23 protein-coding genes are annotated in these 23820 nt (G+C 47.2%); 21 read left to right on the forward strand and 2 right to left on the reverse strand.

Features of this window, described 5'->3' with window-relative positions; translation table 11 throughout:
- The first annotated feature begins 250 nt into the window (after positions 1 to 250).
- From fabG to trmD, 13 genes are all read left to right on the forward strand, one after another.
- The gene (gene fabG / locus M3629_RS04060) at positions 251 to 1000 is read left to right on the forward strand and encodes a 3-oxoacyl-[acyl-carrier-protein] reductase (protein ID WP_251503003.1); all 750 of its coding nucleotides are present in this window, start codon (positions 251 to 253) and stop codon (positions 998 to 1000) included.
- Positions 1001 to 1151: 151 nt separating this feature from the next.
- Complete coding sequence (acpP, locus tag M3629_RS04065) at positions 1152 to 1385, forward strand: acyl carrier protein (RefSeq protein WP_024630176.1); 234 nt, start codon at positions 1152 to 1154, stop codon at positions 1383 to 1385.
- Between the two features lie 174 nt (positions 1386 to 1559).
- Positions 1560 to 2798: a beta-ketoacyl-ACP synthase II gene (fabF, locus tag M3629_RS04070; protein ID WP_251503004.1), complete on the forward strand. Its 1239-nt coding sequence runs from the start codon at positions 1560 to 1562 to the stop codon at positions 2796 to 2798.
- A 13-nt stretch (positions 2799 to 2811) separates the two neighbouring features.
- On the forward strand, positions 2812 to 3510 hold the full coding sequence (gene rnc, locus M3629_RS04075) for a ribonuclease III (RefSeq protein ID WP_090923901.1): 699 nt from the start codon (positions 2812 to 2814) through the stop codon (positions 3508 to 3510).
- A 189-nt stretch (positions 3511 to 3699) separates the two neighbouring features.
- Entirely contained in the window at positions 3700 to 7269 is a 3570-nt protein-coding gene (gene smc, locus M3629_RS04080) for a chromosome segregation protein SMC (RefSeq protein WP_251503005.1), read from the forward strand.
- 97 nt (positions 7270 to 7366) lie between these two features.
- Positions 7367 to 8380 (forward strand): signal recognition particle-docking protein FtsY, encoded by a 1014-nt coding sequence (gene ftsY, locus M3629_RS04085; protein ID WP_123064422.1) that lies wholly within the window; start codon positions 7367 to 7369, stop codon positions 8378 to 8380.
- Positions 8381 to 8516: 136 nt separating this feature from the next.
- Entirely contained in the window at positions 8517 to 9164 is a 648-nt protein-coding gene (gene trhA, locus M3629_RS04090) for a PAQR family membrane homeostasis protein TrhA (RefSeq protein WP_090923898.1), read from the forward strand.
- A gap of 269 nt (positions 9165 to 9433) precedes the next feature.
- Positions 9434 to 9784, forward strand: a complete 351-nt coding sequence (locus M3629_RS04095; protein ID WP_090923897.1) for a putative DNA-binding protein — start codon at positions 9434 to 9436, stop codon at positions 9782 to 9784.
- Positions 9785 to 9852: 68 nt separating this feature from the next.
- Entirely contained in the window at positions 9853 to 11229 is a 1377-nt protein-coding gene (ffh, locus tag M3629_RS04100) for a signal recognition particle protein (protein WP_251503006.1), read from the forward strand.
- Between the two features lie 54 nt (positions 11230 to 11283).
- Positions 11284 to 11556, forward strand: coding sequence for a 30S ribosomal protein S16 (gene rpsP / locus M3629_RS04105; protein ID WP_056700527.1), 273 nt, complete (start codon positions 11284 to 11286; stop codon positions 11554 to 11556).
- A gap of 23 nt (positions 11557 to 11579) precedes the next feature.
- Entirely contained in the window at positions 11580 to 11810 is a 231-nt protein-coding gene (locus M3629_RS04110) for a KH domain-containing protein (protein ID WP_123064426.1), read from the forward strand.
- 292 nt (positions 11811 to 12102) lie between these two features.
- Positions 12103 to 12615 (forward strand): ribosome maturation factor RimM, encoded by a 513-nt coding sequence (gene rimM, locus M3629_RS04115; protein ID WP_154886396.1) that lies wholly within the window; start codon positions 12103 to 12105, stop codon positions 12613 to 12615.
- A gap of 1 nt (position 12616) precedes the next feature.
- Entirely contained in the window at positions 12617 to 13378 is a 762-nt protein-coding gene (trmD, locus tag M3629_RS04120) for a tRNA (guanosine(37)-N1)-methyltransferase TrmD (RefSeq protein WP_251503007.1), read from the forward strand.
- Between the two features lie 88 nt (positions 13379 to 13466).
- On the opposite strand, the gene M3629_RS04125 is transcribed toward trmD, so the two are convergent.
- On the reverse strand, positions 13467 to 14414 hold the full coding sequence (locus M3629_RS04125) for a polysaccharide deacetylase family protein (RefSeq protein ID WP_251503008.1): 948 nt from the start codon (positions 14412 to 14414) through the stop codon (positions 13467 to 13469).
- A gap of 403 nt (positions 14415 to 14817) precedes the next feature.
- Between M3629_RS04125 and rplS the strand changes: the two genes are divergently transcribed.
- From rplS to M3629_RS04165, 8 genes are all read left to right on the forward strand, one after another.
- Entirely contained in the window at positions 14818 to 15159 is a 342-nt protein-coding gene (rplS, locus tag M3629_RS04130) for a 50S ribosomal protein L19 (RefSeq protein WP_024630190.1), read from the forward strand.
- 304 nt (positions 15160 to 15463) lie between these two features.
- Entirely contained in the window at positions 15464 to 16084 is a 621-nt protein-coding gene (lepB, locus tag M3629_RS04135) for a signal peptidase I (protein ID WP_251503009.1), read from the forward strand.
- A gap of 37 nt (positions 16085 to 16121) precedes the next feature.
- Complete coding sequence (gene ylqF / locus M3629_RS04140) at positions 16122 to 16985, forward strand: ribosome biogenesis GTPase YlqF (RefSeq protein WP_090923891.1); 864 nt, start codon at positions 16122 to 16124, stop codon at positions 16983 to 16985.
- 413 nt (positions 16986 to 17398) lie between these two features.
- The gene (locus tag M3629_RS04145; RefSeq protein ID WP_244159417.1) at positions 17399 to 18103 is read left to right on the forward strand and encodes a ribonuclease HII; all 705 of its coding nucleotides are present in this window, start codon (positions 17399 to 17401) and stop codon (positions 18101 to 18103) included.
- A gap of 31 nt (positions 18104 to 18134) precedes the next feature.
- The gene (locus M3629_RS04150) at positions 18135 to 20240 is read left to right on the forward strand and encodes a DNA ligase (RefSeq protein ID WP_251503010.1); all 2106 of its coding nucleotides are present in this window, start codon (positions 18135 to 18137) and stop codon (positions 20238 to 20240) included.
- A complete protein-coding gene (locus M3629_RS04155) occupies positions 20237 to 20548 on the forward strand; it encodes an EscU/YscU/HrcU family type III secretion system export apparatus switch protein (protein ID WP_251503011.1) in 312 nt (103 codons plus the stop codon). Before M3629_RS04150 ends, M3629_RS04155 begins: the two co-directional genes overlap by 4 nt.
- The gene (locus tag M3629_RS04160) at positions 20542 to 20940 is read left to right on the forward strand and encodes a YraN family protein (RefSeq protein WP_251503012.1); all 399 of its coding nucleotides are present in this window, start codon (positions 20542 to 20544) and stop codon (positions 20938 to 20940) included. The genes M3629_RS04155 and M3629_RS04160 overlap by 7 nt, the downstream gene beginning before the upstream one ends.
- 206 nt (positions 20941 to 21146) lie before the next feature.
- Positions 21147 to 21698 (forward strand): nitroreductase family protein, encoded by a 552-nt coding sequence (locus tag M3629_RS04165; RefSeq protein WP_251503013.1) that lies wholly within the window; start codon positions 21147 to 21149, stop codon positions 21696 to 21698.
- Between the two features lie 272 nt (positions 21699 to 21970).
- On the opposite strand, the gene M3629_RS04170 is transcribed toward M3629_RS04165, so the two are convergent.
- A complete protein-coding gene (locus tag M3629_RS04170) occupies positions 21971 to 23581 on the reverse strand; it encodes a YifB family Mg chelatase-like AAA ATPase (protein WP_251503014.1) in 1611 nt (536 codons plus the stop codon).
- Between the last annotated feature and the right edge of the window lie 239 nt (positions 23582 to 23820).

Genomic DNA, 23820 nt, shown 5'->3' on the forward strand with positions numbered 1-23820 from the left:
TAAGATGAACTATTTATTTACATTTTAACGGAGAGGACAGAAAAAACCTGGAAAAGCGAAGCTTAAAGCTTTCTGAAAGAAAGCTGCATCGGAAGCATATGCTTCGCCTTTATCACCGGATTTTTCCCTTTGAAGAAGGGAATTAGAAAATCTGGGGATAACAGCGATTGTAAGGTTATTCTGTCCTCGGAGTGCTAGTGTAAATAACTTAGGTCCAACTTGTGTAGATTCAGGGAGAGGAGGAATGGTTATGTCTAAACCGTTAGAAGGTAAAAATGCTATAGTGACCGGAGCATCCCGCGGAATTGGCCGTAGTATTGCACTTGCCCTGGCTGAAGCCGGAGCGAATGTTGCTGTAAATTATGCGGGCAGCCAGGCTGCGGCCGAGGAAGTAGCCGAGGAGATCCGTGCAAAAGGCGTTCAGGCGATTACGATTCAGGCCAATGTAGGTCAGATGGTTGAAGCGGAACAGATGGTGAAGACAGCGATTGAAGCATGGGGGAATGTCGATATTCTGGTGAATAACGCGGGAATTACCCGGGACAACCTCATCATGCGGATGAAAGAAGAAGAATTCGATCAAGTCATCGAAACGAATCTTAAAGGGGTGTTTAACTGTCTGAAGGCAGTAACACGTCCAATGATGAAGCAGCGTTCAGGACGAATTATTAACATCTCTTCTGTTGTAGGTGTTCTCGGAAATCCAGGACAAGCCAATTACGTGGCTGCTAAGGCAGGAGTTATCGGTTTAACGAAAGCTTCTGCCCGGGAATTGGCTTCCCGCGGAATTACGGTGAACTGTGTTGCACCAGGGTTCATTGAAACTGATATGACTAAGGAATTGTCTCAAGAGCTGGTCGATGGTATGCTTAGTGGCATTCCGTTGTCCCGTCTGGGACAGCCGGATGAAATTGCTGGTGTGGTTACATTCCTTGCATCAGAAGCTTCATCTTATATGACAGGTCAAACACTGCATGTCGATGGCGGCATGTACATGTAAATTTCCTGGGCTTTGAATCAAAGTCGGGGAACAGGCGCTGGACGATCCGAAATGCCGGAAAAAGGCCGGGTTCCCCGGCCGGGAGCCGCATATGTCTTCTATGGCATTTTGCCTGCGATTCTCGTATAATACCAAGGAGGAGGTGAACCGGATGTCCGATGTATTGGAGCGTGTAAAACGCATCGTCGTCGACCGCTTGGGCGCAGACGAAGCTGAAGTTACACTTGAAGCATCTTTCAAAGAAGATTTGGGTGCTGATTCTTTGGATGTAGTGGAATTGGTCATGGAATTGGAAGATGAATTCGATTTGGAAATCTCTGATGAAGATGCAGAAAAAATTACGACCGTAGGTGAAGTTGTAAACTACATACAATCTCATACCTAAAGTCAATTCAGTCCCGCTCCTGTTCTCGAACAGGCGGGACTTCTCATCATTCATTGGTTTTTCACATCCCGCAGACAAGGTGTTTGCCGATCTTTGGAGAGGCGTTCTATATTCCATTCTGCGGATATTCCCACAAAATACTTGCGTAATGCAGTCGATATAGAGGTGAGTCGGTTGAAACAAAGAGTTGTAATTACCGGAATGGGCGTAATGACATCGCTCGGAAAAGATTTAGAGACATTCTGGGGCAGTTTAATGGCAGGAAAGTCCGGAATTTCTCAGATTGAGGCATTTGACGTTAGTGAGTACACGACACAGATCGCAGCCGAGATCAAAGATTTCAACCCGGAAGAATATATGGATCGAAAAGATGCACGGAAGATGGATCGTTTTGTACAGTTCGCTGTGGCAGCTGGTTTCAAAGCAGTTGAAGATAGCGGTCTGAAAATCAATGAGAACATTGATGCAGAGCGTTTTGGTGTATCGATTGGTTCTGGTATCGGTGGATTGGGAACTTGGGAAGACCAGCACAATGCGCTTTTGCAAAAAGGCCCTAAACGTGTGAGTCCATTCTTCATTCCGATGATGATTTCGAATATGGCATCTGGACAGATGTCCATTTCACTTGGTGCCAAAGGGCCGAATATCAACGTTGTTACTGCTTGTGCAACAGGAACACACTCTATTGGAGATTCGTTCAAGTTGATTGCAAATGGTGATGCAGATGCCATGATCTGCGGCGGTGCTGAAGCAACCATTAGGCCAACAGGACTTGCAGGTTTCTGCGCGATGCGTGCGATGTCTACACGCAATGATGATCCTACGCAGGCAAGCCGTCCTTTTGATACAGGTCGTGACGGATTTGTTATGGGTGAAGGTGCTGGTATTTTGATTCTAGAATCCTTGGAACATGCTCAGGCTCGTGGCGCACGAATCTACGGTGAAGTAATCGGTTATGGTCTGACAGGTGATGCACACCATATGACAGAACCAGATCCAGACGGAGCAGCACGTTGTATGACGATGGCACTTCGCAATGCAGGCATTCAGCCGGAAGAAGTGGATTACATCAATGCACACGGAACTTCAACACCAGTGGGTGACCGTTCCGAAACGTTGGCCATTAAAAAGGCGTTTGGCGATCATGCGTACAAGCTTGCCGTAAGTTCCACCAAGTCCATGACAGGTCATATGCTTGGCGCTGCGGGCGGGGTAGAAGCAGTTATCTGCGGATTGTCCCTGACACATCAGACTCTGGCTCCAACGATCAACTTGGAAGATCAAGACCCTGAATGTGATCTGGATTACGTGCCTAACGTTCCACGTCAAACCAAAGTGAATGTAGCAATGTCCAATTCATTTGGATTTGGCGGTCACAACGCCACCATTATTCTCAAAAAATTTGAAGCATAAGGGGCTAGTTCGTTTGAGTGAAGATCTGAAGCAGTTACAACAAAAACTTCAAATCAAATTTGACAACAGGCAGCTTCTAAAACAAGCGTTTACCCATGCTTCTTACGTAAACGAACACCGATTCAGTCAGCATCAGGATAACGAACGTCTGGAGTTTCTGGGCGATGCTGTATTGGAGTTGACTGTATCGGAGTACTTGTATCATCTGTATCCTAACCGTCCGGAAGGAGAACTAACAAAGATGCGGGCATCCATTGTCTGTGAACCTTCCCTCGTCAAATTTGCTGAAGCGCTCAGTTTTGGACAATATGTACTTCTTGGAAAAGGTGAGGAATTAACCGGAGGACGTACACGTCCAGCTCTTCTGGCGGACGTGTTCGAGTCATTTATTGGTGCACTATACCTGGATCAGGGTCTTGAACCTGTGCGAGCATTTCTGGATCAGCATGTGTTTCCGTTAATCGTTGTTGGCAGCAAGCTGCAAATGAGTGATTACAAAACAGAGTTGCAGGAACTCACACAGCATCACAATATGGGAGCTCTGGAGTACCGGATCGTCGAAGAGCGGGGGCCAGCCCATGAACGTGAGTTTGTCTCAGAAGTCCATATGGGCCAAGAACGACTTGGCCGAGGTACAGGACGCTCCAAAAAAGAGGCGGAACAACAGGCAGCATCTGCGGCGCTTGAACGACTGAAGCTTCCGGAGGCCTGAATTGTACCAGGCAGCGCTTAGACAAACGAAGAGCAAAGAGCAGCCCGCGGGCCCGCCCCGGCGGAAGTAATCGGCCGGACTGCTTTTTGCTCTTTTTTTTGTAAAGAGACTCGTGAAGAATTTTCGAATCTTTAACGAAGCGCTGAAAGCAATAATTGAAATTTGCAGCAGGAGGTGACGAGAAGCCCTATGTTTCTGAAACGAATAGAATTGGGTGGATTCAAGTCATTCGCCGACAAAACGGAAATGGAATTTGTTCGTGGCATTACAGCAGTCGTAGGTCCGAACGGAAGCGGTAAAAGTAATATATCCGATGGAATCCGTTGGGTATTGGGTGAGCAAAGTGCGAAGTCACTGCGTGGCGGTAAAATGGAAGATATTATTTTTGCAGGCAGTGATGCGCGTAAAGCTGTCAACTACGGAGAGGTTTCCCTTACACTGGACAACGAAGATCATGCACTCGCTCTGGATTTCGGTGAAGTGACCGTAACCCGACGTGTTCATCGCAGCGGGGATAGTGAATATTTTATTAATAAACAATCCTGTCGTCTGAAAGATATAACCGAACTGTTCATGGATACGGGGATCGGTAAAGAGGCTTACTCAATTATTGGACAAGGACGAATTGAAGAGATTTTGAGTACTCGTTCCGAGGATCGCCGCGGTATTTTTGAAGAGGCTTCAGGAATCGTTAAATATAAGTCCCGCAAACGGGATGCAACGCGTAAACTGGATGAGACCGAACAGAATCTGTTACGTATTCACGATCTCGTTACTGAACTAGAAGATCAGATTGGTCCGTTGAAGGAACAGTCTGAGAAAGCCATGCACTATAAGCAGCTTCGTTCTGAACTCAAATCGAAGGAAATATCGATGTATGTGTATCAGATTGAACAGATTCATGCTTCGTGGAGCAAAGCGAGTGAACGCCTGGAGTCGCTAAAACACGAAGAAGTTGGATTGGCGGCGATTGTATCCACACATGATGCGAAGCTGGAGAATGATCGCAATGCACTGCGTCTGCTGGAAACGGAGACGGAAGAACTTCAGGCTGCTTTGCTGCAATTTAGTGAGGCAACAGAGAAAAGCGAAGGGCATGGAGAACTTCTTCGGGAACGTTCGCGTAATCTGCAAGCGAATCAAGAGCAACTGAGGGAAACGCTGGCGGTGAGCGAGGAGAGGCATCGGGAGCGTGAAGCTGAACTGATTGCCTTGCGGGAGAAGTTTGGCAAGCTTGAACTGGAACTGGCTGATGTAAAAAATCGTTTGTCTGAAGAAGAAGCTAAGCTTATCGGTGTTACCGGTGGAATAAGTCAGCAGCAGGAGGAGAGCCTCAAAGGGAACTTGCTCGAACTGATGAATCAGATGGCGCAGGCACGAAACGAAATACGGTATGTGGACCAGCAAAAAGAAACGCTGGAACGCAGAATGAACCGTGCATCAGAAGAATCCGGCAAATGGGAAGAACAGAAAGAGACGTTAGAAGGCCGTAAAGCAGAGATTCAGAAAAAAGTGGTTCGTTTAGGTAAGGAAATCAGCGAACTGCGCGGGGGTTATATTTCGGAAAGTGAACGGCTACAGTCTTTGCAAAAACTTTTGGAAGAGAGCCGTGGCACCGTACGTAAATGGGAGCAAAAGCGTGAGGCACAAGTGTCTCGCCGGGATACGATGAAAGAAATGCAGGATGATTTTGACGGCTTCATGCTGGGTGTAAAAGAAGTGCTCAAAGCTTCTCGAAAAGGGACGCTAAACGGAGTGCATGGTGCAGTAGCAGAACTCGTCAAAGTTCCCGAAAAGATCGAGCTTGCGGTAGAAACAGCGATGGGGGCCGCGCTACAGCACATCGTTATGGAGAACGAGGCCGTATCCAGACAGGCTATTGCTTTCTTGAAGCAACGGCAATTAGGACGTGCAACATTTCTTCCGCTGGATGTTATTCGTCCCCGTTCAATCGGTGCAGGTGAGCGCTCGATGGTTGAGGGAATGGACGGTTTTGTCGGCATCGGTGCTGAACTTGTACAGTATGATTCAAAATATGCCTCGATTATCGGCAGTTTGCTTGGAAATGTCATTATTGCAGAAACGCTTGAGTTCGCCAATAAAATTGCAGCACGTTGTCAGTATCGTTTCCGGGTTGTCACTCTCGAGGGGGATGTCGTCAACGCAGGCGGTTCCATGACAGGCGGCAGTCAGCACAAAAAAAATGGCAGCCTACTCAGCCGCAAGCGGCAGCTGGATCAGCTTGATCAGGATATTCTGGACACCGAGCAGCAGATTGTGAAGCTGCATCGCAGCGTGAACGATGTCAAAGCCCAACTAGAACAGTGTCAGGACAAGCTGGATCAGCTGCGTCAGTCTGGTGACGATACCCGAAATGCAGAGCAACAAGCCTCGATGGAGATGAAGCAGGTAGAACATGAACTGCGCCATGTATTGGAGCAAGTTGCTGTGGCAGGTCAGGAAAAGAGTGGATTCACCGAAGAGATCAAGGAGCTCGACAAATCCCGGATTGAAGCGGAGAAGAAACTTGAGCAGCTTGAGGAAGAGGAGAAAGCTACTCATCGTGCGATTCACGCAGCAGAGTTTGCCCGGAAGGCCAATGAGTCTGCCAAAGAAGAGCTGCAAACGCAGCTCACTGAACTAAAAGTACGGGAAGGTAAGCTGGATCAGGAACGCTTCTCAAATGAGGAACAACTCCGGAGATTGGAGCGCGAGGTCGATTCACTTGTAAAAGATCTGCGCCAGAATCGTACGTTGCTCGCATCGATGGAAGCGGATTTCAAGAAAACACAGAGTGAAAGTGTAAAACAGATAGAAGATTTGAACGAGTACAGGCTTAAAAAGGCACAGGCATCTCAAGAGCTGGACTTCAAACGTGCTGCGCGCAGTGAATTGTCGAAGAAGCTGGAGCTGGCTGAGAGTGAAACGAAGGAGCAGCGCACACAGCTCAAAGCCGTGGAAGAGCAGATGCGTCAAACTGAAATTTCCGTGAACCGTCTGGATGTAGAGCTGGAAAATATTTTGCGTAAGCTGACAGATGAATATGAGTTAGGCTATGAACTTGCCAAAGAGCGTTATCCAGTACCAGAAGATGTGGAGAGCACACAAGCAGAGGTACAGAAGTTAAAACGTGCGATATCGGCTCTTGGTGATGTCAATCTCGGAGCAATTGAAGAATTTCAGCGGGTGAATGAGCGGTACGAGTTCCTGAACGAACAGAAAAATGATTTGGTGGAAGCCAAAACGACACTGTATCAGGTCATTAAGGAAATGGAAGATGAAATGGCGAAGCGGTTCAAATTTACGTTTGATGCCATTCGCCGTGAATTCGGTACTGTATTCACGAAGCTGTTTGGCGGAGGACGTGCTGATTTGGTTCTGATGGACCCTGAGCGGCTCCTTGATACAGGCATTGATATCGTAGCCCAGCCACCGGGTAAGAAACTGCAAAATCTGCAACTGTTGTCGGGCGGAGAACGGGCCTTAACGGCGATGGCGTTGCTCTTTGCCATTCTGCACGTGAAACCTGTGCCATTCTGCGTATTGGACGAAGTTGAGGCTGCCCTGGATGAGGCGAACGTCGTTCGTTTCGCCCAATACTTGCGTGAGTTCTCTGAACAAACCCAATTTATTGTGGTTACGCACCGGAAAGGCACGATGGAAGAGGCAGATGTCTTATACGGAGTTACGATGGAAGAGGGCGGAGTATCCAAGCTTGTTTCGGTTAAACTGGATGATGAGGAAGCGGAAATCGCCTAATTGCATGGAGATTGCTGTGTGCTTCAAATAGGATTCATTTCATTTTACAAAATCATGACCATTTACGATTTAATTATCTACACGATGGAGGGGCTTTATGAGTTTCTTTAAAAAGCTACGGGACAGCATTGCAAGTAAAACGGAGTCGGTTACTAAACAGTTTAAGGATGGCCTGGAAAAGACACGCAAAGGGCTTGTGGAAAAAGTAACCGATCTGGTCATTCGCCGCAAAAAAATTGATGAGGAATTTTACGAGGAACTTGAAGAAATTCTGATCGGGGCAGACGTAGGCGTCAATACGGTCATGAATCTGATCGAAGACCTGCGCGCAGAAGTGAAGAAACGCAAAATTGAGGACGCGGCTGAGTTACAGCCGGTGTTGTCCGAGAAACTGACAGATTTGCTTCGTGGGGAACAAAACAATGAACTGAAAATGAATCCGGATGGCATTACGGTTATTTTGTTTGTTGGTGTGAACGGTGTTGGTAAAACAACAACGATTGGCAAGCTGGCGCATCGTTTCAAGCAGCAAGGGAAAAAAGTAATTATGGCCGCCGGAGATACGTTCCGCGCCGGAGCGATCGAGCAGCTTGAAGTATGGGGACAGCGTGCAGGCGTTGATGTGATCAAACAGCAATCCGGTTCTGATCCAGCTGCTGTGATGTACGATGCGGTGCAGGCAGCGAAACAGCGCGGAGCCGATGTGTTGTTATGTGATACGGCAGGCCGCTTGCAAAATAAAAGTAACCTGATGGACGAGCTGAACAAAATCTATCGTGTCATTCAGCGTGAGATTCCAAGTGCGCCACATGAAGTGTTGATGGTGCTGGATGCCACAACAGGGCAAAATGCGCTAAACCAGGCCAAACTTTTCGGAGAGAAAAGTGGGGTAACAGGTCTTGTGTTGACTAAGCTTGATGGAACAGCTAAAGGTGGTATTGTGGTTGCAATCCGCCAGGAGCTGGACCTGCCTGTGAAGCTGGTTGGTCTTGGAGAGAAGATTGATGATCTGCAGGAATTTGATTCTGAGCAGTTTGTTCACGCGTTGTTCGCAGGACTTATTCAGGAGCAACCAGCAGAGGGTGCCGAAGACGAGAATACACAATCTTGATCTTGGGTCTTTAAACGAATAATCATGTTCACCGTATTGCCGCTGCATCATGTGAGAGCTCACGTGTAATGTCATCGGCAATACGTGTATAATGAAAGGTAACTGACATTGTAATGGGTTAGAAAGGAAGGTTGATATGGCCAATACCTATACTTACTCCCGCCGTGAAGAGGTCGCGAATGCCGTGACACACGGAATTGGTGCTGCGCTTAGTGTAGCTGCATTAGTGTTGTTAATTGTATTCTCCAGTATGAAAGGCACAGCCTGGCATGTGGTGAGTTTTACAATCTATGGTATTACGATGCTGATGCTCTATACGAATTCAACGTTGGTGCATGCGCTCAAAGAGGGGAAGGCAAAAGACTTATTTGAGTTTTTTGACCACTCTTCCATCTATCTGTTTATTGCAGGCACCTATACACCGTTTTTATTTGTCGCAGTGCGCGGAACGCTGGGCTGGACGCTATTCGGTGTCATCTGGGGCATTGCACTGGCCGGAGTAATCTTCAAAGCTTTTTTCACCAAAAAATTTCTGTTTATGTCGACGATCTTCTATATCGCGATGGGATGGCTAATCGTTATAGCTTGGCAACCGCTTGTGTCAGCGATTCCCACAGGTGGGATTGTTCTATTGGTTGCAGGAGGCCTGATGTATACGCTGGGGACATTGTTCTATGTATGGAGAGGTTTCCCTTTTCACCACGCGATCTGGCATCTGTTTGTACTGGCAGGCAGTATTCTGCATTTTTTCGCGGTCTTAATCTATCTGACACCACTTCGTTAGAAGCGTTAAACGAATCGTCTCTTCTTTAGAGATGTTTCGTTTTTCTTTTTGGTTCCGGTTTGAAAGGCTTCTAGTTTGCTTTATTGAATGGACAGAAAATGAGGCTTTATAACGCCTAAAGAAGGCAGTTTTAAACTGTTCATGGCAGGCGTATCGTTTCTTTTTATTGTGACAAGTATTTTTGCTTGACATCCTGATTTGTTTTAGGTATTATTAGGAACGTTGCAAGAGTGTAAAGTGTTTTTCCTTGACGAAGGGAGTGCCCCGATATGAGTCAAGAAAATCGGCTTGAGAAAACAAACCGGATTAACTTGCTGTTTGCCTTTTACGAATCATTGTTGACAGAGAAGCAGCAAACATTTCTGAAATATTACTTTCATGATGATTTTTCACTTGGTGAAATTGCAGCCGAGTTTGAGATCAGCCGCCAGGCGGTATACGAACATATCAAGCGTGCTGAACAAGTGCTTGAAAACTATGAGAGCAAGCTTGGCTTGCTTGAGAAGTATGAAAGACGCAGCCGCTACCTTGAAGATTTACAACAAGCACTGGAACGCGCTGGCGTTACCGTGGATAACAACAAACCAATACACGATCTCGTTGCTTTGCTGGGAGAGTAACCATTGTTTTCAGTGAAGTGAGACGAATCAGTTTTAAAATGGAATTAAAGCATGAAGGAGGTGGGATCATGGCATTTGAAGGATTAACGACCCGATTGCAGAATGTGTTCAGCAAGCTGCGCGGCAAAGGCAAGGTGTCTGACGAAGACGTAGCCGAAGCGATGCGCGAAGTACGTCTGGCATTGCTTGAAGCGGATGTAAACTTCAAAGTGGTCAAGGAATTCATCGCCAAAGTGAAAGAGAAGGCTGTCGGCAAAGAAGTAATGGACAGCTTTACACCCGGAATGGTCATCATTGACATTGTTAACAAAGAATTAACAGAGTTAATGGGTGGAAGTCAAGCTAAGCTGGCGAAGGCAAACAAACCACCTACAGTGATCATGATGGTTGGTTTACAAGGTGCAGGTAAAACGACGACTTCCGGTAAACTGGCAAAAATGTTGCAAAAGCAAAATAGCAGACCTTTGCTGGTTGCGGGTGACATTTATCGTCCGGCTGCGATTAAGCAGTTACAAGTACTGGGAGAGCAGTTGAAGGCGCCAGTGTTCACCCTCGGTGATCAGACAAGCCCAGTGGAGATTGCTCGTCAAGGTTTGCAACATGCAAAAGATAACGGACATGATTATGTGATCGTGGATACAGCCGGACGTTTACATGTTGATGAAGAACTGATGGAAGAGTTGCGTCAGATTCACAGTGTAGTGAACCCGGATGAAGTATTACTCGTTGTCGATAGTATGACAGGTCAGGATGCCGTTAATGTGGCGGAACACTTTAATCAGCAGCTTGATCTGACAGGAGTCGTGCTAACCAAACTGGATGGCGATACACGTGGTGGTGCTGCACTGTCTGTCAAAGCAGTTACAGGCTGTCCAATCAAGTTTGCTTCACTCGGAGAAAAACTTGATGCACTGGAGCCGTTCCATCCGGAACGTATGGCTTCACGTATTCTTGGTATGGGTGACATGTTGTCCCTGATTGAAAAGGCACAGTCTAACATCGATACGGAGAAAGCGAAGGAAATGGAACGGAAGATGCGGAATGCAGAATTTACGTTCGAGGATTTCCTGGAGCAGATGGATCAGGTGAAAAAGCTTGGACCGATTGACCAGATCATGGATATGATTCCGGGTATGGGCAAGATGAAACAAGCGAAAGACCTGAAGGTCGATGATAAACAGATGGGCCGAATCGAAGCGATTGTCTATTCGATGACAACGGAAGAGAAACGTAACCCGGATATGATTAACCATAGCCGGCGGAAGCGGATCGCAACCGGTAGTGGGACGTCGCTCGCAGAGGTGAATCGTCTGATTAAGCAGTTTGATGAGATGCGTCGCATGATGAAGCAGTTCTCGGATATGATGGGTCCTAAGGGCGGCAAGAACAAAGCAATGAAGCAGTTGAAAGGTCTCGGCAAAGGGATGAAGTTTCCTTTTCGTTGATTGAACAATCGTTTACATGAGAACCAGATTTCATTGAAGGAGGTGAATTTTCAAATGGCAGTTCGTATTCGTCTGAAACGTATGGGTGCTCACAAAGCTCCTTTCTACCGCGTAGTGGTATCGGATTCCCGTTCCCCACGTGACGGTCGTTTTATCGAGGAGATCGGTTACTACAACCCGGTTGAACAACCGGCTGTTGTTAAGATCGATGAAGATAAAGCATTGCAATGGCTTCAAAACGGTGCGCAAGCATCCGACACTGTCCGCAACTTGCTCAGCAAAGCGGGCGTGATGAAGAAATTCCACGAGTCCAAATTATCTAAATAAGGTGCTGATTCGGAGGGTCATCTATGGAAGAATTAGTAAGCATAATTGCTAAGGCTTTGGTCGATCATCCGGATGATGTGGCGGTTCGGACGGTTGAGAAAGACCGGCTTGTCGTTTATGAGTTGACGGTTCATCCCGACGATGTCGGAAAGGTGATCGGAAAACAGGGACGAATCGCAAAATCTCTTCGTACGGTCGTCACATCAGCAGCAGTTAAGATGGATAAACGGGTCACCGTAGATATCATATCTTAAAGATATACGAAAGGGGGTTAGGATGCATGTCCTAGCCCCTTTTCGTGCATGCTGAACTTATCATTTAATTGTTTAATGGGAATTTAGGATTAAAATTAATTTGGAGATTACACTTTAACGGAGCGGGCAGAAAAAATCTGAAGAAACGAAGTGTTCGCCTTTAGCACCGGATATCAACCTTTTGATCATACATTCAAAATATCCGGGGATAACAGCGATCGGAAGATGTTTCTGACTGCGGAGTGTACGTGTAATCGGTTATCATTTTGATTGAATTTCGTAGGAGGATTGTATGGCAGAGTTTATGAATGTAGGGAAAGTTGTAAATACGCATGGAATTCGTGGCGAGTTAAAGATCATGCCTTTGACTGATTTTCCAGAAGTACGTTTTGCCAAGAATGCTGAATTATTTTTGTTTACCCCGGATAATCATCCGGTGCCAGTTACAGTGGAATCTGCGCGTCTGCATAAAAATATGTATATCGTTCGTCTGAAAGAATACGGCAACATTAACGAAGTGGAGAAGTTCAAAGGGGGGATAGCAAAAGTATCCAAAGAAAACCTTGCCGAACTTGAAGAAGGGGAGTATTACTTCCACCAAATCGTTGGATGTGCTGTCATTACGGAAGAGGGAGAATCGCTCGGAACGATTTCGGAAATTCTTACTCCAGGTGCAAATGATGTTTGGGTAGTCAAAACACCAGCTGGAAAAGAAGTGCTGATTCCGGTGATCGACGATGTTGTTCTGGATGTGGATGTAGAGCAGAAGCAGGTCAAGATTCACCTGATGGAAGGACTGCTGTAACATGAAGGTGGATGTATTAACGTTATTCCCGGAAATGTTCGATGGTGTGTTTGGCACAAGCATTCTGGGTAAAGCGCAGGCCAAGGGGCTTGTCTCGCTTGGGGCGACCAATTTCCGAAATTACGCAACCAATAAACATAACACCGTGGATGACGCACCATATGGCGGCGGTGGAGGTATGGTGCTCAAACCTGATCCGATTTTTGCTGCTGTAGAGGATGTTTTGCAACAGCGCGGAGAAGCTGCCGCCACAATGAAAGCGCCCCGGATTATTCTGATGTGTCCGCAAGGTGAGACATTTACACAGAAAAAGGCAGAAGAACTGGTTCAAGAAGATCATCTGATCTTTATCTGCGGTCATTACGAGGGGTATGATGAACGTATTCGTGAATTCCTGGTGACGGATGAACTATCTATAGGTGACTATGTGCTGACAGGCGGAGAAATACCTGCCATGGTGGCCATTGATAGCATTGTAAGGCTGATTCCGGGCGTATTAGGCAACGAGACAAGTGCAGTAACAGATTCATTCAGTACGGGGTTGCTTGAGTACCCTCATTACACCCGCCCCCCGGAATTTAGAGGCATGAAGGTGCCGGATATGCTCCTGTCTGGACATCATCTGAATATCGAGGCTTGGCGGAGAGAACAGTCACTGATCCGTACGTTAGAGCGTAGACCAGAACTGTTAGAATCGGCAGATTTGACCGAAAAAGAACGGAAATGGCTGAAGCAATACCGGGCTGAAAAAGATAAGACATAATAAAAAAACCGAGAGGACAGCTTAGACTGTGCTCATCGGCTTTTTTTGTTTTTACAGAGCGGAATGAATTTTATGAAAAATGACTTGCCTAGAACCGCTCACTAAGTCTGTTGGAACCCGTTCGAAGCAGGGTAGGCAGATCCGTATCATTTGTAACGGTTAAACGAGGTAAAATCATTGGTGAATCACCCGGACGAACAAAGCCGGGGATTACGGTGAAGCCCATGCGATACCCATGCTGCTGCAGCTTATAGATCATCTGTGCACTGAAATAGCCGTATGGATAGGCGATATAGGGTGTATCAATGCCGACATGTTTAATTTGTTCAATATCGTGATCGAGCAGGCTGGTATCGAGTGTAACAGGCAGATCGTCCCCACATACCATGTAGCCTTTATGATGCAGGTCAAAGGTGTGGCTGTTATACTCAAATACGTCGCTTCCTGCGGCCATCTCTTGCTTGGAGATATCGCTTTTTTTATTGGGGTCAAAAGCAACCGGTTTGGGCTGGATTCGGCTGCCTATCACGAATAGGGAAGCGTGAAAATGATATTTTTTGAGCACGGGATAAGCTAAGGTATAGTTGTTCTGGTATCCGTCATCAAAGGTGATGACAAATGATTTCTCAGGAAGCGAGATTTTACCATTAACATATTGTTCAAGCTGGGCTAGAGTCACGGTCCGGTATCCGTTATCATATAAATACTTCATGTTCTGTTCGAAAACATCCAAATCAATGATGGATTTATTTTTCGGTTCATGATTGTCAGACTTTGGCGTAACGTAATGATACATAAGGACGGGCACTTCGGAAGCCGTACCTTCTTTGACAACAAACTTTGTGCGATCCAGCTTGGGATGCAAGGAAAAGTCGGAGTGAAATAACGTAAACATTTTACGTTGTACGATATTCCAAGACGTGCATGCTTTATGAGATAATGCGTTGGTGGGATGATTGACAGCATAAGCGTATAATGTAACGGTGCATGTGAGCAAGGCAAATGCGGCTAACAATAATTTTCTGATGTGTTTCATGTCTCTCCTGGTTCTCCTTTAGCATTCATCTATTTCTTAAAATTCGTTACGCTGCTCCTGTAATGAGCTTTTAAGTATATGATAGACGATCTTCTATGTCGGAAAGTTACATTATTTTATCCATGATAGCGGTTGACTTTTTAAAAAATGAACCCAAACTTTTTACCTCCTTTGAGGAGGAGAGAAGTGGACATAACAATTGCGTACTACGGGCTGATGATAAAAATACTAATGAGCGTAAGATGATTCATTATAAATTTGTTTATTTTAGCTTGTGTTTTAATATGCTACGTGATACAATAATTCTGTTATGTGGAATACGGCGGTCCTCTATGGATAATGAAAGAGACAAGGTGATCTCTGGAAGAAGTATGAACGCCTGTACGGAAGGAGGGAGTCATAGATGAATATCGTTCAAGCGATTACACAAGAACAACTTCGCAAAGATATTCCGAGTTTTCGTCCTGGTGACACTTTGAAAGTGCACGTTAAGGTAATCGAGGGAACTCGTGAGCGTATCCAATTGTTCGAAGGTGTTGTGATTAAACGCCGTGGTGGTGGAATCAGTGAGACTTTTACAGTTCGTAAAATTTCTTACGGTGTAGGTGTGGAAAGAGCTTTCCCGCTTCATTCCCCAAAAATCGATAGAATCGAAGTGGCTCGCCGTGGTAAAGTGCGTCGTGCGAAGCTTTATTATCTTCGTGAACTACGCGGTAAAGCAGCGAGAATTAAAGAAATTCGTTAATATAACGGATACCGGGAAGGGCTTGGAGACAAGCCCTTTTCGTTTTTGTCCGGGAAAAGTTGAACCGGAGGTACACTTCCGAGTAAAATGGTATGGCGGATATGCGGCGTAAAGTCCGGGAGGATTGTGACATCAGTTATCCAAGGCATTTGAATTGTGGTTCAATGTATGGTTGTAATGCTTGGCTGCAAGAATTACATAACTGAGTTGAATATTTTGCCTTCTCTAGCCTAATTTAGAGAGGAAGCAAAAAGCGGAATGTATACTGCTATAATCATGTACTGTGAAGAGAGGAAGATCTTGAATGGAACAAGAAGTTCAACAGGACCAGGGCATACCTGCGGAAGAAAAAAATAATCGATCCAAAAAAGCGAAAAATGAAATTGTCGAGTGGCTGAAAGCCATTGTCATTGCACTTGTGCTGGTTATTCTGATTCGCTGGTTACTTTTTAAACCATTTGTGGTGGACGGGCCATCCATGCAACCGAATTTCTCGACAGGAGAACGTGTCATTGTCAATGAGATACTGTACGATATCCGCGAGCCAAAACGTGGTGAAGTGATCGTCTTCCATGTACCTTCCGAAGGACGGGATTTCATCAAACGTGTTATCGCAGTTGCGGGAGATACGGTTCAGGTTCAGGGAGACACCGTAACGGTAAATGGACAAAAGGTTAATGAGACTTATATCCAGGGTGCTATTGATGCGGCTGAAGCGAGTGGTGGAACGTATAACGTGAAGGATTTCCCGAACGAACAGTTCCCAGACGGCAAGGTGCCAGCGGGTCATGTGTTTGTTATGGGGGATAATCGACCAAACAGTACAGATAGCCGAATGATCGGTTATGTATCGCTGAAAGATATTATTGGCCGTGCTGATGTTATTTTCTGGCCTATTGGAGAAATTAAGTGGATTAACCACTAAAAAACTTAAAGTATGTATTAAATGAGGTGAAGACAAGGTGACGATACAATGGTTTCCAGGTCATATGACCCGAGCCAGACGCCAGATTCAGGACAAGTTGAAGCTCATTGACGTGGTCATCGAACTATTGGATGCCCGTCTGCCTGTCTCCAGCCGTAATCCGATGATTGACGAGATTTTGATGGATAAACCCCGCATGATTTTGCTCAATAAGTCGGATTTGGCGGATGCCAAAGTGACGCAAGAGTGGATTGAGTATTTTAAAAAAGAAGGCATTACAGCGTTCCCTGTGGATGCTTCAACAGGTACCAATGTCAAAGATATTCCTGCTCAGGCAAGACTTCTTCTAAAGGAGAAGATTGATCGTCAACTGGCTAAAGGCATTAATCCCCGAGCTGTTCGGGGTTTGATTGTCGGTATTCCTAACGTAGGAAAATCGACATTGATCAATCGTTTGGCTGGACGGAGCATTGCTGCAACGGGAGATCGTCCAGGTGTGACGAAAGGCCAGCAATGGATTAAAGTCGGCAAGGAAATGGAACTGCTGGACACCCCAGGTATTCTGTGGCCGAAATTTGAAGATCAAAATGTGGGTTACCGGCTTGCTGTGACGGGTGCGATCAAAGAAGAAATCCTGAATGCAGAAGATATCGCATTTTTCGGAATCAGTTATCTGATGCGTTATTATTGGGATGCGCTGGAAGAGAGATATGGTCTTCAGGAGTTCTCCAAAGATGCGGACGATTCGGACAGTGTTATTGCCATTATGGAGCAGGTTGGCCGAATTCGCGGTTGTGTCATCAGTGGTGGACGGATTGATCTGGAGAAAGCATCACGAGCGTTTCTGCGCGAATTACGAGCAGGCAAGATGGGGCGTTTCTCTATGGAAGCTCCTTACTGATCGAAAATATCCTTACAAGAGCCGAAAGAAGCGGCCGTTACCGGATTACCGGGAACGGCCTTTTTGTGTTTTAAAGGCTAAGGGGATATAAACCTAGCATGAATATGGTAAAAAAATGAAGTTAAGTGTGCTTGGTGGAATTGTTTGTTCTATATAGGAGGTGTCCTGAAATCATGCTATGATAAATGATGTTGAAAATTTGCAGAACATCAGTTTGTATGTATTCAATTTAACGCTAGAACAACCGATAAATGAAGACATCAGGATATTTTTTAAAATCATACTTTTAACACGAAACATTGTGCAGGAATACGATTAATCAGAACAAATATGCGATAGCCTACGTCTAATTAATTATATACATTACATGGGATTACACAGCTACATGAAACATGGGTGAGGAGATGAACAGAATGACAGCAAACCATGAAATGCCGGAGCTTGCATTGCCAGAACTGCAACGCAAACCGAAGAAAAAGAAAAAAGAAACTAGCGAACCTCGGGATCTTTTGGTGTATGAGCGGGAGTATTGGGGTAGCGGGTTTGAATATATCGCAGGAATTGATGAAGTGGGTCGAGGATGTTTGTTTGGGGATGTGGTTGCGGCGGCCGTGATCTTGCCTCAAGGGCTTATTTTGGAAGGGGTCAATGATTCTAAAAAGTTGTCAGAAAAGAAACGTGATACGTTATATGACATCATTATGGAGAACGCGCTGGCTGTAGGTGTAGGATATGCAGATGCGGAAACGATTGATCGTCTGAATATTAAACAGGCCGCCAGACTGGCCATGAAACGTGCGGTAGAGGCACTTGATGTAACACCTCATTACATGCTGGTGGACGCGGAAAAGGTGGACTTGAACATACCGCAGTTATCGATTATTAAAGGGGATGCAAATAGCCAATCGATCGCAGCGGCTTCTATTGTGGCCAAGGTAACGAGAGATCGGCTGTGCAAGGAAGAATGGGATACGTTATACCCGGAATACGGTCTGCCCGTACATAAAGGCTATGCAACTCAATTTCATCGGGAACAGATTATGGCACTCGGCGCAACACCGATGCATCGGCGAAGTTTTCTCGGTAATTTATTAGGTGAGCAGCATACGTTGTTTTAATTGAAAGGGAACGGAAAGGAGGGAGAACGAGTTGAATATCAGCTCTATGATTCGTGGTTTAATGGGAGACAGTAAGCCCGGAAACGCCAAGCCGCTCGAATTAAAAGAAGGTCAGGTCGTTCGTGGATCTGTCGTCAGTATATCGGATGATGGTGGAGAGGCTGTGCTCCAGATTCAAGGGGTGCAGGTGCGTGCCAAACTGGAGACACCGCTCCGTCCGGGTGAGACGACGCTTCTGCAGGTTCAACCTCCAGGTGAAAACGGCATAACGGTAATGAAACCTGTTGCTGGCTCGCTTGCAGAGCTGCCGCAGGCTTCACTGAATAACTTGTTGCAAGAGGTAGGTTTGGCGGATACCAAAGACAACCGGGAACTTCTTCTTGCCATGCAACGCAGTGGGCTTCCGTTGACCAAGGATAATATAGGCATGGTGCAAAACATGATGGCAGCGAAACCTGCACAAGTGTCTGTCGAGGAGTGGGTACAAGCGACGGGGATTGCTTTTCAACGGGGCCTGCCTGTTACGGGAGAAACGGTCAGAGGATTACATCAGACGGTGTTCGGGCCTCCTTTGCACCAGCTGTTAAGTGATCTTGCGGATCAACTGGAGTCGCTTTTGTCTAAAACGGAACCAGGTAAGCCGCTTCCTGGTGGGGAAGCAACTGGCTCGAAAGTGGGGTTGGCTACAGGACAGGCTGGAGCTTCTGCAACGTTTCCGAATGTAGCTGCTCAGCCAGAAGATGGCGCACCAGCGGTACATGCGAGCAGGCCGGGAGTTGGAACACCAGCAGCCTCTCCATTGGCATCACAATCGAATCAGGTTCAGAACACTCATGCGTCGAATACACCGGTAGCCGTAGCTGGCGTGGAAGGTGAAGCGGAAAGCACACAGCAGCAGGTTAAAGGTAACGTGCCGCCGAATGCAGGCCAGACGAATAGCGGAATGACAGGGGCCGAAGCTGTTGCGAAGGGTGTTGCCAGCCAAGCGGAAACGGCTGGCAAAGGGAATGCAGGTATTCCGGCGGGGACCGTAATACCTGGAGAGGGCCCGCCGCGCGCTGCGGATGCGGGCCAAGTTGTGAGCCGCCCGGGCACTCCGGGTGCGGCTGAAGTGGCGGCAAGCCGTGCAAGTGCGGGCCAGCCGGAAGGTGCGGCCGTTCGTACAGACGGCCGCGCAGACACGCCTGCTGCTGCGGCGATGCCGTCCGCAGCAGGGCAGGCCGCGCCAACAGCGCCTACGCCAGCACAGCTGGCGCCAAAGCTGCTGGCGCTGCTGGACGCGCTGCGCAGCGCGTCCACTGCCGCACCGGCACAGCCGGGTGCGGCAACACAAGCCGCCCCTGCTGCGCAGCAGGGCGGCCAAGCGGCTGCGGCTGCCGCCGGCTCGCCGCAGACCTTGCCAGCCGGCGCTGATGCGCAGCCGGCTGGCGGTGTTGCCGCCGCACCTACGGGAGCGGCGGCGCAAGCGCCTGTCACCCACGGAGGAGACCCGTGGGTGGGGCGCGTGCTGAAGCTGCTCGGTGCGGAGCACGAGCAGCAGGCCGTTCACGGCGCCGCGATGCAGCCGCGCGTGGGTGAGGCAGCGAGTCCGGCGAACACGGACACGCTCAAGGGTTTGCTGCTGCAGTTGGCCAGCAGCGACAGTGCCCCGGCGGCGCTTAAAGATGCCGCCAATCAAGCCATACAATACCTGACAGGTCAGCAGCTATTGCTTACAACCGATCGCGGTGCAACGTTTGCGCAAATGCATTGGTTTATCCCTATCACGGGTCCAGATGGTGAACAGACGGCTTCTGTGCAGATTCAATCACGCCGCGGTCAGCGCGGGGAATTAGATGCTTCGAATTGCCGCTTGCTGTTTGACTTGGATATGAGGAGTTTGGGACATACCCTTGTCGACGTACATGTGGTCAATAACATTGTCAGTTTGCGAGTACTTAATGATCGGGAAGAAATGGGAGTTTTGTTGGAGAGTGGACGTGAAATGATTCATCAATCACTCGACAAGCTTGGATATCAGTTATTGACCTTCAGGGCAGAACCTTGGCCAGCAGGGCAGGAGTCCGGCATGGAGCGCAAGATGACTGCAGCGAATTATAGCCCTGAGCGATACAAAGGGGTGGATTTCAAGGTATGAAAGAGGAATCGCCACAGCCGGACCTGTTATCAAAAAAAGCAGTTGCACTAAAATATGTTCCGGGAGAAAGTGAAGCGCCTGTTGTCGTAGCTAAAGGCCGCGGCAAAGTGGCAGAAGCCATACTGGACAAAGCCAAGGAAAACGGAGTACCTGTGCAGGAGGACGCGGCATTAGTTGAAGTGCTCTCCAAGCTGGATCTGGACGAACAGATCCCGACAGAATTGTATCAGTTGGTAGCAGAAGTGCTTACCTATGTTTATCGAGCTGATCGGCTTGCCTCAGGCCGAAGTGATAACGAATCATGGTAGAACGGGGATCAGGGCAGAAGCCTGGTGGCAAGCTGACTCGTCAGCAGAAGGGGAAAATCGGCGAGGAGGAAGCCTGCCGCTGTTTAAAAGAACAGGATTATGCTATCCTGCAACGAAACTGGCGTTGTCGTAGCGGAGAAGTCGATATTATTGCATTACGTGAAGATGTGTTGATTTTTGTTGAGGTGCGCAGCCGGAGTTACAATTCAGGATTCGGAACTCCGCAGGAGTCTGTTGATCAGCGCAAAATGCAGCAGGTTCGTTCAACGGCGGCGGTTTATTTGCAAATGACCGGAGAACAAACTCGACAGATTCGATTCGATGTCATTGCGGTGATGATGAACCATGCCGGAGAGATGATGTCCGTAAAGCATCTGGAAAATGCATTTTAGCTTGGAGTTAATTGATAAAAAGGATGAGCTTATAGACAAGTATAATGTCTAAGGTTCATCTTTTTCTATTTGATCCGGAGCTCCAATGAACAACCGAAGAGATCGCTAAGTTCTTCTTATCTGCCGTCCTTTGAATCTGTTCTACAGAGAGGTGTATAATGAAACTGCAACCTGGTGTGTACCATTTGGAGAAGGAGGCATGACCCATGAGTAAAACGACGAAGACAATAAACGAAGTCCGCCATGCGATCGAGAATCGCCGCACCGTCAAAAAATTCAAGAAAGATCCTGTCCCAACGGAGCAAATCATCGATTTGCTGGATACGGCCGTTTGGGCACCTAACCATAAATTGCGTGAGCCGTGGAGATTTGTGTTATTCAATGGCAAAGGGCGCAAAAAGCTCGCAGAGGCCATCGAAGCCGAGATGGGTGAGGATAACAAGTTTTCGGCGAGTGTACAACAGGTACCTGCTATTTTGCTTGTTGTGCTGGAGGAAGACCCGAGACAAGCGATTTGGGATGAGGATTTCTCTGCAGTCAGCGCCATGGTCCAGAACTTTATGCTCGCAGCATGGAGTGAAAATATAGGCACGTTTTGGGTGACCAAACCATTTTTATATGCACCTAAATTTCGAAAGCAACTAGGCATCAAGCCAGGAGAAAAGATTATTGGTATGATCTATATGGGATACCCCGATGTCATTCCAGCTGCTAAAGAGCGTACGTCTGCCAAGGATAAGCTAACGTTATTTGAATAAAAAGACTTCATTCAGGACCACATCATGTGGTCTTTTTTTATTTTGCAATAGAGATTTGGTGTCCAAAGAAAATAAAACATTACACTCATGGACACCAGTCTAATTCAAAGCGTATCCCAAAAAGGCAAGATGAAGAGCTGGACAACGCCTAAACTCCGGGCAATTGAACGGATCAGCCGCTTCGGAATAGCTCGGGATGTTTGCTTTACACTTTCAGTGATTTCGTACAAATGCGATGTGCGGATTAATATGGCTCAATTTTTGTATCCGTATCAAAATAAACTCAAGTCTAACTGCCGATATTGTATGGCTTCCGCCACATGGGCTGTCACAATCTCACCTTCATAATCCAGATCAGCGATGGTTTGTGCCATTTTCATAATTCGGTCATGGGCACGCATGCTCAGGTTCAGCGTCTGTATCGTTTGATCCAATAACAGCTCTGCTTCACGAGGTAGATGGATTGTTTTCCGTAAAAATGTGCCAGAGAGCTGACTGTTCCAGCGCACTGAACGGTTCGTGTACCGTTTGGCCTGAATGGAATGAGCCACCATCACTTTGGCTTGCATCTCGGCAGATGAAGGAGAAGTGCCAGCCATACGCCAATCTCCTGGTGGGGGAACTTCAACTTGGAGGTCGATACGATCCAGTAGTGGACCCGAAATTTTTGCCCTGTATGCTGCTACGCGGGCCGGGCTGCAGATACAACGCTGGTCCTCGGGCTGAGCGGATAAATATCCGCAGGGGCAGGGGTTCATCGAACAGGCCAGCATGAATTGAGCGGGAAAAGTGAACGCAGCTCTTGCCCTGCTGATCGTAACGGTCTGATCCTCTAGCGGCTGTCTTAGTACTTCAAGGACTTGACGCTGGAACTCCGGCAGTTCATCCAGAAACAAAATTCCCCGATGCGCGAGACTGACCTCGCCTGGCTTTGGAATGCCGCCACCCCCAATCAAGCCTGAGGTAGATATCGTATGATGAGGCGAGCGAAAAGGTCTGTCAGCGATCAGACCTTGAGGAGCTTCTTTTAGATGTCCTGCTGCACTTAACACTTTAGTTACTTCAAGTGCTTCTTCTTCCGACAAAGGGGGCAAAATCGTCGGTAGTCGTTTAATCAACATCGTTTTGCCTGTACCAGGCGGGCCAACCAGCATGATATTATGCATGCCCGCAGCGGCAATCATTAGTGCACGTTTGACATGATGCTGTCCAAGTACGTCACTATAGTCTTCGTGTGAAGAAGAAAACATTTTTCTATCTTCACTTAACCGTTCACTGGACATTCCAGAGATATAGAGGTGACTGTAGTCTCTTAAAATGATTGGCCCCGCACCCATTGTTCCCCCTGATGTGTTGCCATTTGAACCTTGGGGTGTAAGGGCATGATCAGGAGCGAGGTCCTTTAGATGCCGAAGTCCATAAATCCCGATTCCACGAATCAAACGTGCCTCCTCCACGTTCTCATAAGGAAGCAGAACAGAAGTGAAGCCTTGCCTTTTGGCTAGATCAACCATGGATAACATACCGGGTACAGGCCGGATTGAACCATCCAGTGCCAGTTCCCCGAGAACTAAAGTGCGTTCCTGCGGGGGAAGAACAAGCTGACCACTGGTCGTAAGTAAAGCAATGGCAATAGCAAGATCAAAGGAGGAGCCTTCCTTGCGCAGATCAGCTGGGGCCAGATTAATCGTAATGCGTTGTAAAGGATACTGATATCCGCAGTTTTTAATCGCCGCACGAACGCGTTCCACCGCCTCTCTGACCGCTGAATCCGGTAGTCCGATAATTGCAGTCAGAGGTAAACCATTAGATAAATCCGTTTCAACTTCAATTAACACACCGTCAATCCCATACAGACATGAGCTATACAACTTCCCGTACATAACAAAGAAACACCTCACTCGAATGGTAGGCTCCGCGCAGGGCGAGCCGGTCTCGAATTAAGGTGCTTCCTCAGCTTCTACTAGCATTTTATAGAAAAGGAATCAGAGCGTCAACCCGTTGTGAACAGTTATGTAACGAGTTTGTCCGAATCCTGATTGTTCAGATGAATTTTCTGATGATGCTCTATAGCATAAGTAGGTTAGTCGCCCCTTCTGGTAACCTGTAATTATATTTTATG

Source organism: Paenibacillus polysaccharolyticus, assembly GCF_023714295.1.
In the GTDB taxonomy this organism is placed as follows: domain Bacteria; phylum Bacillota; class Bacilli; order Paenibacillales; family Paenibacillaceae; genus Paenibacillus; species Paenibacillus polysaccharolyticus_A.

Bases quoted from the DNA above. Each gene is read 5' to 3' on its own strand.
- acpP (WP_024630176.1), top strand. From the start codon at position 1,152: ATGTCCGATGTATTGGAGCGTGTAAAACGCATCGTCGTCGACCGCTTG.
- trmD (WP_251503007.1), top strand. From the start codon at position 12,617: ATGAAGGTGGATGTATTAACGTTATTCCCGGAAATGTTCGATGGTGTG.
- ftsY (WP_123064422.1), top strand. From the start codon at position 7,367: ATGAGTTTCTTTAAAAAGCTACGGGACAGCATTGCAAGTAAAACGGAG.
- M3629_RS04160 (WP_251503012.1), top strand. From the start codon at position 20,542: ATGGTAGAACGGGGATCAGGGCAGAAGCCTGGTGGCAAGCTGACTCGT.
- ffh (WP_251503006.1), top strand. From the start codon at position 9,853: ATGGCATTTGAAGGATTAACGACCCGATTGCAGAATGTGTTCAGCAAG.
- M3629_RS04170 (WP_251503014.1), bottom strand. From the start codon at position 23,581: ATGTACGGGAAGTTGTATAGCTCATGTCTGTATGGGATTGACGGTGTG.
- lepB (WP_251503009.1), top strand. From the start codon at position 15,464: ATGGAACAAGAAGTTCAACAGGACCAGGGCATACCTGCGGAAGAAAAA.
- smc (WP_251503005.1), top strand. From the start codon at position 3,700: ATGTTTCTGAAACGAATAGAATTGGGTGGATTCAAGTCATTCGCCGAC.
- M3629_RS04145 (WP_244159417.1), top strand. From the start codon at position 17,399: ATGACAGCAAACCATGAAATGCCGGAGCTTGCATTGCCAGAACTGCAA.
- rimM (WP_154886396.1), top strand. From the start codon at position 12,103: ATGGCAGAGTTTATGAATGTAGGGAAAGTTGTAAATACGCATGGAATT.
- M3629_RS04155 (WP_251503011.1), top strand. From the start codon at position 20,237: ATGAAAGAGGAATCGCCACAGCCGGACCTGTTATCAAAAAAAGCAGTT.
- trhA (WP_090923898.1), top strand. From the start codon at position 8,517: ATGGCCAATACCTATACTTACTCCCGCCGTGAAGAGGTCGCGAATGCC.
- rplS (WP_024630190.1), top strand. From the start codon at position 14,818: ATGAATATCGTTCAAGCGATTACACAAGAACAACTTCGCAAAGATATT.
- M3629_RS04095 (WP_090923897.1), top strand. From the start codon at position 9,434: ATGAGTCAAGAAAATCGGCTTGAGAAAACAAACCGGATTAACTTGCTG.
- M3629_RS04125 (WP_251503008.1), bottom strand. From the start codon at position 14,414: ATGAAACACATCAGAAAATTATTGTTAGCCGCATTTGCCTTGCTCACA.
- M3629_RS04165 (WP_251503013.1), top strand. From the start codon at position 21,147: ATGAGTAAAACGACGAAGACAATAAACGAAGTCCGCCATGCGATCGAG.
- rpsP (WP_056700527.1), top strand. From the start codon at position 11,284: ATGGCAGTTCGTATTCGTCTGAAACGTATGGGTGCTCACAAAGCTCCT.
- M3629_RS04110 (WP_123064426.1), top strand. From the start codon at position 11,580: ATGGAAGAATTAGTAAGCATAATTGCTAAGGCTTTGGTCGATCATCCG.
- fabG (WP_251503003.1), top strand. From the start codon at position 251: ATGTCTAAACCGTTAGAAGGTAAAAATGCTATAGTGACCGGAGCATCC.